Source organism: Actinomadura formosensis NBRC 14204 (genome assembly GCF_001552155.1).
GTDB lineage: Bacteria > Actinomycetota > Actinomycetes > Streptosporangiales > Streptosporangiaceae > Spirillospora > Spirillospora formosensis.
On sequence record NZ_BCQQ01000175.1, the window covers coordinates 1 to 11,149 of the forward strand.

Sequence of the window (11,149 nt, forward strand, 5' to 3'; positions counted from 1 at the left end):
CCTCGCGCGCCCGCCGCGCCCGCGGCGGGCCGCGCTGCCCGGCCTCTGGGCACGGACGCTCGGGCCGCGCGCGCTGAGAGGGGGACGGCGATGACGGTTTCGGAGGCGTGCGAGCGTTCCGACCAGGTGGCCGAGGCGTACCGGCACTGCGAGCGGGTGGTGCGCGAGGAGGCCCGGAACTTCTCCTACGGGATACGGCTGATGGCGCCGCCGAAACGGCGGGCGATGAGCGCGATCTACGCGTTCGCGCGGGGCATCGACGACATCGGGGACGGCCCGGAGCCGGCGTGCGTGCGGCTCGATCTGCTGGACCGGTCGCGGCAGCGGTTGCTGACCGTCCAGAAGGCAGTACGGCAGCAAGCGGACGTGCGGGCGCTGGAGGGGCATCCGGTGCTGACCGCGCTGGCGGACGCGGCGAGCCGCTACCCGATTCCGCTGGAGGCGTTCGGCGAGCTGATCGACGGCTGCGAGGCCGACGTGCGGGGCGCCGACTACGACACCTTCGACGACCTGCTGCGGTACTGCCAGCGGGTCGCGGGGACGGTCGGGCGGCTGTCGCTCGGCGTGTTCGGCTCGGCCGGCCGGCAGCGCGCGGAGGGGCTCGCCGACTCGCTCGGCGTCGCGCTGCAGCTCACCAACATCCTGCGCGATCTGCGCGAGGACCGGCTGGCGGGCCGCGTCTACCTCCCGAAGGAGGATCTGGTCCGGTTCGGCTGCACGCTGGAACTGGACGAGTCCGGCGTGTTCATCGACCCGCCGTGGCGGCTGGCCGAGCTGATCGGCTTCCAGGCGGAGCGGGCCCGGGCCTGGTACGCGGAGGGGCTGCGGCTGCTGCCGCTGCTGGACCGGCGCAGCGCCGCCTGCACGGCGGCGATGGCGGGCATCTACCGGCGGCTGCTGGAGACGATCGCGGAACATCCGTCGATCGCGCTGAACGGCCGTGTCTCACTGCCGACATGGCAGAAGGCCCTCGTCGCGGCGCGCGCGCTGTCGGGGGTGGAGCGGTGAGCGTCGTCATCGTCGGCGGCGGTCTCGCGGGCATCAGCGCCGCCATCGCGCTGCAGGAATCGGGTGTGCCGGTGACGCTCGTCGAAGCCCGGCCGTGGCTGGGCGGCGCGACGCATTCGTTCGCCCGGGGCGAGCTGAGGGTCGACAACGGGCAGCACGTCTTCCTGCGCTGCTGCACGGCGTACCAGGGGCTGCTGCGCAGGCTGCGCGCCGAGCACCTGGTGGAGGTGCAGGACCGCTTCGACGTTCCCGTGCTGCGGCCGGGCGCGGCGGCGGCGCGGCTGCGGCGGGCCGACCTGCCGAGCCCGCTGCATCTGCTGCCCACGCTGGCCCGGTACACGCCGCTGCCGCCCGTGGACCGGCTCCGGGCGGTGCGCGCCGCGATCGGCCTGGCCCGGCTCGATCCCGCCGACCCCGCGCTCGACATGGTCTCGGCGGGAAGGTGGCTGGCCGGGCACGGGCAGCGGGCGTGGGCGCGGCAGGCGCTGTGGGGCGTGTTCCTCACCTCCGCGCTGAACGCCGACCCGGACGACGCGGCGCTCGGCCTGTCCGCGATGGTCTGCAGGCGGGCGCTGCTCGGCCGCGCCGACGCCGCCGACATCGGGGTTCCGGTCGTCCCGCTGGAGGAACTGCACGGCGGACCCGCGCTGCGGCGCATCGCGGAGATGGGCGGGACCGTCCGGCTGAAGGCGAAGGTCGAGGCCGTCACCACCGACCCGAAGGTCGTGGTGGACGGCGTGCCGATCGCCGCGGACGCGGTGATCATGGCGGTGCCGCACGAGACGGCGGCGCGGCTGCTGCCCGCGCAGGCGCTGCCCGACCCGCTGCGCTGGCCCGAGCTGGACGCCAGCCCGATCGTGAACGTGCACGTCGTCTACGACCGCACGGTCATGGACGCGCCGTTCGCCGCCGCCGTCGCCTCGCCCGTCCAGTGGGTGTTCGACCGGACGGCGGTGAGCGGGCTGCGCCGCGGCCAGTACCTCGCGGTGTCGCTGTCGGCCGCCGACCGGTGGATCGACATGCCGGCCGCCGAGCTGCGCTCCCGGTTCGTCCCGGAACTGCGGCGGCTGCTGCCGGCCGCGCGGGGCGCCCGGGTGCGGGAGCTGTTCGTGACACGGGAGCGGCGGGCGACGTTCCGGCAGCGGCCCGGCACCGCGGCGGCCCGGCCGGGCGCGGCGACGCGAGCGCCGGGACTGTTCCTGGCCGGCGCGTGGACCGACACGGGCTGGCCCGACACCATGGAGGGAGCAGTGCGCAGCGGCGTCACCGCCGCGCGGCTGGTCCGTCGCCACCTGGAGGGGGTGAGGGACCGGTGACGACCGTTCCGGTCTCGATGACCGATGTCCGCGGGCTGGTCGACGGCGCGCTGCGCGCCGCGGTGGGCCGGCTCGACCCGCGCACCTACCGTGTCGCGGCCTACCACCTCGGCTGGACCGACGAGGAGAGCCGTCCGCGCAGGGCGCCCGCGGGCAAGGCGCTGCGTCCGGCGCTGGCGCTGCTGTCGGCGCGGGCCGCCGTGGCGCCGCCGGAGAGCGCGCTGCCCGGCGCCGTCGCGGTGGAGCTGACCCACGCGTTCTCCCTCCTGCACGACGACATCATGGACGGCGACCGGACCCGCAGGCACCGTCCCGCGGCATGGACGGTCTTCGGCGAGCCGTCCGCGATCCTGGCCGGGGACGCGCTGCTCGCCCTCGCCGGCGAGGTCCTGCTGGAGGCGCCGGGGCAGGGCTCCGCGCGGGCGGCGCGGGCGCTGTCGACCGCCACGCGCCGCCTCCTCGCGGGCCAGTCGCTCGACATGGACTTCGAGACCCGCAGGCAGATCAGCGTGGACGAATGCATCGCCATGGCGTCCGACAAGACCGGCGCCCTGCTGGCATGCTCCTGCGCGATCGGGGCGATCCTGGACGAGGCGCCCGAGTCCCTCTCGGACGCTCTCGAGGCGTTCGGCGCGGAGCTCGGTATCGCCTTCCAGCTCGTGGACGACCTCCTCGGCATCTGGGGCGACCCCGGCACCACCGGGAAGCCGGCGATGTCGGACCTGCGGTCCCGCAAGATGTCGCTGCCCGTCGTCGCCGCGCTGAACTCCGGCACCCCGGAGGCGACCGCGCTCGCCGAGCTGTACGCGCGGCCCGAACCGTCCGAGGACGACCTGGCCGAGACCGCCGCGCTGGTGGAGGCGGCGGGCGGGCGCGCGTGGGCCGAGGCCGAGGCCGAGAGCCGGGTCCGGCGCGCCGCCGGGCAGTTGCGGTCCGCCCGGATGCCGGACTCCGTCCGCGCCGAGTTCCTCAGCATCGCCGAGTTCGTCACCGGGCGGGACCACTGATGACCGCATCACCTACCACCCGTACCGGCTCGTTCCCGCTCCCGGCACCGGGCCGGTACCCGAAGGAGACGTCCTGAATGGCGATGCCACTGCGCCAGAGCCTGCGGATCGGCGGGTACATCCTGCGCAACAAGCTGGCGGGGCGGGCGAAGTACCCGCTGATCGTGGAGCTGGAGCCGCTGTACGCGTGCAACCTGGCCTGTGCGGGCTGCGGCAAGATCCAGCATCCGGCGGACGTGCTGAAGCAGCGTATGCCGGTCGAGCAGGCGGTCGCGGCGATCCGCGAGTGCGGCGCGCCGATGGTGTCGATCGCGGGCGGCGAGCCGCTGATGCATCCGCAGATCGGCGAGCTGGTCGCCGAGCTGGTCCGGATGAAGCGGTATGTGTTCCTGTGCACGAACGCGGCGCTGATCCCGAAGAAGATCGACCAGTTCCGGCCGTCGCGGTACTTCGCGTGGGCGGTGCACATCGACGGGCTGCGGGAACGGCACGACGCGTCCGTCTGCAAGGAAGGCGTGTTCGACCAGGCGGTCGCGGCGATCAGGATGTGCCGGGAGCGCGGATTCCGGGTCACGACGAACACGACCGTGTTCAACACCGACACCCCGCAGACCGTGATCGACGTGCTCGACTACCTGAACGACGACCTGCGCGTCGACCAGATGATGATCTCGCCCGCGTACGCCTACGAGAAGGCACCCGACCAGGACCACTTCCTCGGCGTGCAGGAGACCCGGAACCTGTTCCGCAAGGCGTTCGCGGACGGCCGGCGCGAGCGCTGGCGGTTCAACCACTCGCCGTTGTTCCTCGACTTCCTCGAAGGCAGGATCGACTTCCCGTGCACGGCGTGGGCGATCCCGTCGTACTCGCTGAAGGGCTGGCAGCGGCCCTGCTACCTGCTGGACGACGGCTACTGCGACACCTACCGGGAACTGCTGGACACGACCGACTGGGACGCCTACGGGCGCGGACGCGACGACCGGTGCGCGAACTGCATGGCGCACTGCGGCTACGAGCCCACCGCCGTGTTCGCGACGATGGGGTCCCTCAAGGAGTCGCTGCGCGCGATGCGGAGCGTGTGACCCCTCACTCCGGCCCGTCCCCGAGTTCCTCGATCACGTCGTGGACGGCGTCCATCAGCGCGTCGGCGTCGTCCGCCAGGCCGGGGTCGAGGGACAGGCCGAAGCACAGCTCCCGGGCGACGCCCAGCCCCGCGATCGCGAACGGCGCGCCGGGCGCGAGCGGGACGATCGGGTACACGGCGGTGAGCGGGGCGCCCGCCAGCCGCAGCCGCCTGTCCGACGCGGGGAGGCTCGACACGGTGCCCTGCAGGAACCGCCCGCTGTAGGACATCCGGGCGAACCGGGCGTGCAGCGGGGCGGGCATCACCCGGCCCGCCTGCCACATCACGAACCAGGCGGCCTGCGCGCGGGTCCCGGACCGCAGCACGCGGCTGCGCTCGGCGATCAGCGCGAGCCGGTCGGTCTCGGCCATCTTCCCGAGCGGCAGATCGACCATGACGGCCGTGGTGTGGTTGCCGACCATCGCGCTGCCGGGCGGCCGCATCATCAGCGGCACGGCGACGCGGCAGGTGCCCGGACGGCCGCCCTCCTCGCTGACGACGCGGGTCAGCGCGCCCGCGACCGCGCACAGCACGACGTCGGTGACCCTGGCGCCATGGCGGCGGCCCACGTCCCGCACGGTCGCGAGCGGCAGGTGCATGGTGCTGAAGCGGCGGTCGGACGTCCCGCTGGAGGGCAGCGGCTCCGGCCTGGTGACGGCGGTGGCGAGCTGGCCGAGCCCGATCACGGTGGCGAGCGCCTTGCGCAGCGGCCTGCGCGGGAACCGGGCGCCGAGGTCGTCCGGCGGCGGCTCCATCAGGTACACCGCCTGCGCGACGATCCCGACGCCGTCGGCGACGACGTGGTGCATCAGGTACACGACGGCGGTCCGGCCGGGCTCGGCGCCCTTCATCACGACCATCCGCCACGGCGGCCGGTCGAGCGGCAGCCGCTCGGACTGGAGCTCGGCGACCGCGGCGCGCAGCCCCGCCATGCCGTCCACCCGCCGCTCGGTGACGTGCCACGCCCAGTCGATGGGGTCGTGGTCATGCCAGACCGGGCGGCGCCACCGGCCGCGACGGACGAGCCGCTGCCGGAAACGCGGCAGCCCGGGCAGCCGCTCCTGGATCACCCGGACGAGATCGGCCCGGCCCACCTCGGCCCGCGAGGTGTCGAGCATGATGACGCCGCCGGCCTGCTGCGGCGCGGCGGGCGTCTCGACCGACAGGAAGAACGCGTCGGGCCCCTGGACGCGGGGGGCCGGCGGGCGGGCGACGCGCTCGGCGGCGTAGCCGGCGGCCACGACGAACGGGACGGCGGCGGCCGCGTCCAGCAGGTAGTGGTTCGCGGTCGCCAGGATCACATAGAGGGTCACCAGGATGTGCCCGGCGTTGAGCCACTGCACCCACCGTTTCGCCTTCACGCGGACGAGCTCGACGCCGACCCACAGTGTCCAGGCCATGTGCAGCGACGGGACGGCGGCGACCCGGTCGGCGTGCTCGACCATCGGCGAGCCCCACGATCCCCAGGTGCGGCCGCCGCGGACGGTGTCGACGAACCCGAGGTCGGGCATCAGCCGAGGCGGCATCACGGGGAACAGCGCAAAGCACGCCAGGCCGGCGAGGTTGAGCATGACGAAGGCGTTGCGGGCCGTCCGGTACCGCTCGGGATGACGCAGAAGTAACCAGGTGAGCAGGGCCAGCGCGCTCGCGACGTAGGTGATCGCGTACTCGTAGTCGGCGAGGACGCGCAGGGCGGGCTGGTGCGCCAGCCAGCCGTTGAGGGTCGGCTCGATGTCGATGCGCAGCGCCTGTTCGAGCCGGAACAGCGCCGCGCCGTGGTCGCGTGCCGCCTGCCGCCGCCCCTGCTGGGGCAGCATCGTGACCAGCGAGTACACGGCGAACAGCGCCAGGCCGAGCAGCAGCTCGTTCCTGGCGCGCGGCCTGCCGCCCGCGACGCCCGGTGTGAGGGCCGCGTCCTGCGCGGTCACCGCCTCGTGTGTGCCCATCGTCCCCCTCGAACCGGGTGGTACCCAAGATTCGGGAAATCAGACGGCGGCGCCGGACCCGGGATCTTACCGAAATCCGCTGCCGACGAAGACCGGTCCGCCGCTCCGGATGTCCGGGAACCAACTGGCCCATCCGTGCGTCTTCGATATATCGTTGTCGTATCGCGAGAGATCATAGAGAGATCTCAGAAGGTGGTGTCAGAACATGGGACACACGCATGGACACGGGCCCTGGGGACGCGGCGACTTCCCGAACTTCGGCGCGCTGTTCGGCGGTCCGGGCCCCTGGGGCCCGCCCGGCGGATTCGGGCACGGGCCCGGACCGCGCCCGCCGTGGGCGCGCGGCCGCGGCGGGCCGTGGGGCCGGGGCGCCAAGGCGCGCAAGGGGAACGTCCGCGCGGCGATCCTCGTCCTGCTGGCCGAGGAGCCGCGCAACGGCTACCAGATCATCCAGGAGATCAACGAGCGCAGCGGCGGCGCCTGGAAGCCGAGCCCCGGCGCGGTCTACCCGGCGCTCCAGCAGCTAGCCGACGAGGGGCTGATCGCCGGGGACGAGGCCGGCGGACGCCGCACCTACCACCTCACCGACGAGGGCCGCGACTACGCCGAGGAGAACGCCGACCGGCTCGCCGAGCCGTGGGCGGAGATGACGCCCGACTTCGGCGAGGGCGTTCCCGAGCTGTTCAAGCAGGCCGCGCAGACGGGGGCCGCGGTGATGCAGATCGTCCACTCCGGGTCGCCCCGGCAGGTCGCCCAGGCAAGGGACGTCCTGTCGGAGACCCGGCGCAGCCTGTACCGCATCCTGGCCGACGACCTCGGCGAGGACGCGGGGCCGACGGCGGACGACGAGGAGTAGACATGGCACCACAGGACGAGATCCGCATCGGCGACGCCGAACGCGACGCCGTCATGGTCGCCCTGCACGACCACTTCGCGGCGGGACGGCTGGACCGCGGCGAGCTGGACGAGCGGCTGGACGCCGCACTGTCCGCCAAGACGCGCGGCGACCTGCGCGCCCCCGTCCGGGACCTGCCGTCCCCGACCGGGCTGCCCGCACCCGAAGAGGCGGCCGCCCCCTGGCCGGCGGCTCCGCCGGGGTTCGGCGGGCCGGGACATCCCGCATGGCGGCACCACCACCGGCGGACGGCCCGATACCACCGGCACGGGCCGCACTTCCCGGCGTTCCCGCTGCTGCTCGGGGTGTTCCTGGTGCTGACGTTCACGGTGGGACCGGGGGCGGGGTTCCTCGCCGTCCTGCAGGTCGCGCTGGCCGTCTGGGTGATCCGCGCGGTGCTCGTGGCGTTCGGGACGCGCCGGCCCCGCCGCCGCATACCCGGCGCGTGACCGGGCTCAGCCCAGATCGGCGTCGCGGGCGATGAGCCCGGCCTGCGTGCGGTTCGCGCAGCCGAGCTTGTCGAGGACGCGGGAGACGTGGCCCTTGACCGTGGCCTCGCTCAGGTGGAGGCGTCCCGCGATCTGCGCGTTGGACAGGCCCTCGCCCAGGCAGGCCAGCACCTGCGTCTCCCGCCCGGTGAGGCCGCCGAGGAGCGCGCGCGTCCGGTCCCGGTCGGACGCGCGTCCGGTGGCGGTGCCGAGCAGCCGCATGGTCGCGGCGGCCGACATCACCGTGTGCCCGTCGGCGGCGACCTGGACCAGCTTCACCAGGTCCTCCGGCGGCGTCGACTTCAGCAGGAACCCGGCGGCGCCCGCGCGCAGCGCCCGGATCACATACTCGTCGGCGTCGAACGTCGTCAGCGCGACGACGGCGGGCGGGGAGCGCAGCGCGGCGATCCGCTCGATGGCGGCGAGGCCGTCCACGCCCGGCATCCGCAGGTCCATGAGCACGACGTGCGGGCGGTGGCGCACGACGGCCTCGATCCCCGCGGCCCCGTCATGGGCCTCCCCGACCACCTGGACGTCGTCGGCCGCTTCGAGGATCGTGCGCAGATGCGCGCACACCATCGGCTCGTCGTCCACCACCACGACCGTGATCTGCGTTCTCTTGCGGGAGGGCGGCCTCCCGCACTCCCCGCCGTTCATGAGGCGGGCCCCGTGACGGGGACGTAGGCGGGCAGCGACGCCTGGACACGGAAGCCGTCCCGGTGCGGGCCCGCCGTGAACGTCCCGCCGAGCAGCTCGACACGTTCGCGGAGCCCGGCGAGGCCCATGCCGGAGCCGCTGGCGGCCAGCTCGGCGTCGGGTTCACGGGCGGGGGCCGCATTGCGCACGGTCAGGCACACCCCGTCGGTGCTGTAGCGGACGTCCACATGGACGGCGGCGCCGGGCGCGTGTTTGCGGGCGTTCGTCAGCGCCTCCTGGACGACCCGGTACGCGGTCCGCCGGGCGGCGGGCGACGCCGGCGGCGGGGCGCCGTGCTCGGCCAGCTCGACCGGGACGCCGACCGCCGCCGACTCCGCGACCAGCGCGGACAGGTCGGGCAGCGGTTCCGCGGGGGCCTGCCCCGGGTCCCGGCGGAGCAGGCCGATCACGTCGCGGAGTTCTTCGAGCGCCTGGCAGCCGGTGCCGCGCAGCTCCTCGGCCGCCGCGCGGGTCGGCTCGTCCGGCGCCCGCACGCGCAGCGCCCCCGCCTGCAGCACCATCAGCGTCACCCGGTGCGCGACGACGTCGTGCATCTCGGCGGCGAGCCTCGCCCGCTCCTGCACGCGGGCCCGCTCCGCCAGCAGGTGCCGTTCCCGCTCGGCCCGCTCCGCCCGCTCGGTGAGACCCTGCAGGACCCGGCGGCGCGCGGCGACGTACATGCCGAGCAGCGCCCCGCCGATCACCATGGTGAGGCTGCGGAACACCATCGCATCGACGCTGTCGGTCTCGGCGGCCGCGAACTGCCGCATGGCCGAGTGGGGGAGGACGTCGCCGATGCAGCCGATCGGGACGAGCAGCGCGACGACCGGCGGCCAGCGCGTCCAGGCCGGGCGCCCCCCGTCGCGGGGCCACGCGGTCACCGCGTAGGCGGCGAACGGTGCGGTCGGCGGCCACCAGATCACCGGGCTGAGGCTGTGGTCGGCGTGCACCCGCAGCAGCGTGCCCGGCGCGGCCAGCTCCACCAGCCAGACCAGGACCGCGAACCCGGCGGTGACCCAGCCGGCCGTCAGCGGAGCGCGGCGGCGGAACGCCAGCGCGATGACGGGCACCAGGAGCGGCGCCATCGCCGCGCCGCCGTACCGGTGGACGATCGTGCCGGGGTCCGTGAAGGTCCGCCAGGTGAGGAACGCCCCGGCCGCCACGACGACGGCGTCGGCGGCCAGGTCGCGGGGCTGTCCGGGCGGCAGCAGCCGCGCGAGGAGGGAACGCGGCGAACGCAGGAGCACATCTGCCACCCGCGGGAGGACGACCCTCCGCATCCCCCGGTTCACTCCGCTCATCCCTTTACCGTACGCAGTCCGAGCAGGCCCGCCACCCCTACGAAAGTCGCGTTCGCCGGGTCGTTCGTAGCGGGCGGTCACGACGATCCGCGCTGCCGGCGGGCGGTGCGGGCGGGCTGGAATCGTCCGCATGATGGTCAAGCTCGTATTCCGGGGCCTGCGCGCGCACCGGGCCCGCCTGGTGCTGTCGATGGTCGCGGTGGTCGCCGGGGTCGCGTTCGTCGCCGGCACGCTGATCTTCTCCGCCACGCTGGACCGCTCGTTCGACCGCGCCTTCGCCGATCTCGGCCGCGGCACGGACATGGTCGTCCGGTCGCCGCGAGCCTTCGAGCCTGGGCCGGGTGAGCGGGCGCCGGAGCGTCCCGTTCCGGCATCGGTGCTGAGGGCGGTGCAGGGGGTGGACGGGGTCGCGAAGGCGCACGGGGTCGTCACCGGGTTCGCCGCCGTCCTCGACCGGCACGGCACGATCGCCGGCGCCGAGCCGCAGACGGGCGTCGCCTGGGACGGGGACCGGGATCTGTCGCTGCCGCGCCTGACGTCCGGGCGTCCGCCGTCCGCCGCCGGCGAGGTCGCGATCGACGTCACCACCGCCCGCGCCGCCGGCCACCGGATCGGCGACCGGGTCACGGTCGCGCTGCCGTCCGGAACGCGGACGTTCCGGCTCACGGGCCTGTTCGAGGTGGGCGACTCGGCACTGAGCGAGCAGATCTCGATGACCGCGTTCGCGCCCGGCACCGCGGGGCGGCTGCTGTCCGACCCCCCGGGGACGTATGCGCGGATCGTCGTCCACGCGGACGACGGCGTGTCCCAGGAGCGGCTCCGGGACGCGGTGGCGGCGGTGCTTCCGTCCGGGGTCGAGGCGGTCACCGGGCGGCAGGCCATCGACGAGCAGGCCGGCCCGCTCAAGGACACCCTCACGATCATCCGGACGTTCCTGCTGGTCTTCGCCGTCATCGCGGTGTTCGTCGGCTCGTTCATCATCTTCAACACGTTCGCGATGCTGGTGAGCGGACGCGTCCGGGAGTTGGCGCTGCTGCGCGCGATCGGGGCGTCGCGCGGGCAGGTGACGCGGTCGGTGCTCGGCGAGGCGGCCGGGGTCGGGCTGGCCGGCTCCACGCTGGGCCTGTCGGCGGGCCTGGGGGTCGCGATCGGGCTGGCCCGGCTGATGACGGTCGCCACGGGCGGTGAGGAACTGCCGTTCGGGACGCCGGTGGTGCCGGTCTCCGCGGTGGTCGCGTCCTTCGCGGTGGGGACGCTCGTGACGCTGGCCGCCGCGTTCGTCCCGGCCCGGCGCGCGTCGCGGGTCCCACCTGTGGCCGCGCTCCGCGCGCAGACGGCGGCGCCCCGTCCGCTGCGGGGCCGGCTGGCG

The 11,149-nt window shown here is 74.5% G+C and carries 10 protein-coding genes; 7 read left to right on the forward strand and 3 right to left on the reverse strand.

All coding sequences use genetic code 11. The annotated features are described in order from the left end of the window. The first annotated feature begins 90 nt into the window (after positions 1 to 90). The 4 genes from AF1_RS29875 to hpnH all read left to right on the forward strand — a co-directional run bounded on the left by AF1_RS29875 (position 91) and on the right by hpnH (position 4,413). Complete coding sequence (locus tag AF1_RS29875) at positions 91 to 1,008, forward strand: phytoene/squalene synthase family protein (protein WP_067806872.1); 918 nt, start codon at positions 91 to 93, stop codon at positions 1,006 to 1,008. Continuing rightward, positions 1,005 to 2,324 carry a hydroxysqualene dehydroxylase HpnE gene (hpnE, locus tag AF1_RS29880; RefSeq protein WP_242608793.1) on the forward strand — a complete coding sequence of 440 codons (1,320 nt, stop codon included), beginning with the start codon at positions 1,005 to 1,007 and terminating at the stop codon, positions 2,322 to 2,324. Before AF1_RS29875 ends, hpnE begins: the two co-directional genes overlap by 4 nt. Continuing rightward, entirely contained in the window at positions 2,321 to 3,331 is a 1,011-nt protein-coding gene (locus AF1_RS29885) for a polyprenyl synthetase family protein (protein WP_207394034.1), read from the forward strand. The genes hpnE and AF1_RS29885 overlap by 4 nt, the downstream gene beginning before the upstream one ends. A 77-nt stretch (positions 3,332 to 3,408) precedes the next feature. Further along, entirely contained in the window at positions 3,409 to 4,413 is a 1,005-nt protein-coding gene (gene hpnH / locus AF1_RS29890) for an adenosyl-hopene transferase HpnH (RefSeq protein WP_067806879.1), read from the forward strand. 4 nt (positions 4,414 to 4,417) lie between these two features. Here hpnH and AF1_RS29895 read toward each other — a convergent pair whose 3' ends face one another. Continuing rightward, the gene (locus tag AF1_RS29895; protein WP_067806882.1) at positions 4,418 to 6,400 is read right to left on the reverse strand and encodes a bifunctional phosphatase PAP2/O-acyltransferase family protein; all 1,983 of its coding nucleotides are present in this window, start codon (positions 6,398 to 6,400) and stop codon (positions 4,418 to 4,420) included. Positions 6,401 to 6,605: 205 nt separating this feature from the next. Here AF1_RS29895 and AF1_RS29900 point away from each other — a divergent pair, with 205 nt between their 5' ends. Next, a complete protein-coding gene (locus AF1_RS29900; RefSeq protein ID WP_067806885.1) occupies positions 6,606 to 7,256 on the forward strand; it encodes a PadR family transcriptional regulator in 651 nt (216 codons plus the stop codon). A 2-nt stretch (positions 7,257 to 7,258) separates the two neighbouring features. Beyond that, a complete protein-coding gene (locus AF1_RS29905; RefSeq protein ID WP_067806888.1) occupies positions 7,259 to 7,744 on the forward strand; it encodes a DUF1707 SHOCT-like domain-containing protein in 486 nt (161 codons plus the stop codon). Positions 7,745 to 7,750: 6 nt separating this feature from the next. On the opposite strand, the gene AF1_RS29910 is transcribed toward AF1_RS29905, so the two are convergent. Next, a complete protein-coding gene (locus tag AF1_RS29910) occupies positions 7,751 to 8,440 on the reverse strand; it encodes a response regulator (RefSeq protein ID WP_067806891.1) in 690 nt (229 codons plus the stop codon). Continuing rightward, positions 8,437 to 9,780 (reverse strand): sensor histidine kinase, encoded by a 1,344-nt coding sequence (locus AF1_RS36050; protein WP_207394033.1) that lies wholly within the window; start codon positions 9,778 to 9,780, stop codon positions 8,437 to 8,439. The genes AF1_RS29910 and AF1_RS36050 overlap by 4 nt, the downstream gene beginning before the upstream one ends. Before the next feature lie 130 nt (positions 9,781 to 9,910). On the opposite strand from AF1_RS36050, the gene AF1_RS29920 reads away from it, so the two are divergent. Further along, the coding region (locus AF1_RS29920; RefSeq protein WP_157419350.1) for an ABC transporter permease at positions 9,911 to 11,149 on the forward strand (1,239 nt) is incomplete at its 3' end.

Excerpts from the sequence above, each read along its gene's own strand:
- AF1_RS29875 (WP_067806872.1), top strand. The coding sequence starts at position 91 with ATGACGGTTTCGGAGGCGTGCGAGCGTTCCGACCAGGTGGCCGAGGCG.
- hpnH (WP_067806879.1), top strand. The coding sequence starts at position 3,409 with ATGGCGATGCCACTGCGCCAGAGCCTGCGGATCGGCGGGTACATCCTG.
- AF1_RS29895 (WP_067806882.1), bottom strand. The coding sequence starts at position 6,400 with ATGGGCACACACGAGGCGGTGACCGCGCAGGACGCGGCCCTCACACCG.
- AF1_RS29900 (WP_067806885.1), top strand. The coding sequence starts at position 6,606 with ATGGGACACACGCATGGACACGGGCCCTGGGGACGCGGCGACTTCCCG.
- AF1_RS29905 (WP_067806888.1), top strand. The coding sequence starts at position 7,259 with ATGGCACCACAGGACGAGATCCGCATCGGCGACGCCGAACGCGACGCC.
- AF1_RS29910 (WP_067806891.1), bottom strand. The coding sequence starts at position 8,440 with ATGAACGGCGGGGAGTGCGGGAGGCCGCCCTCCCGCAAGAGAACGCAG.
- AF1_RS36050 (WP_207394033.1), bottom strand. The coding sequence starts at position 9,780 with ATGAGCGGAGTGAACCGGGGGATGCGGAGGGTCGTCCTCCCGCGGGTG.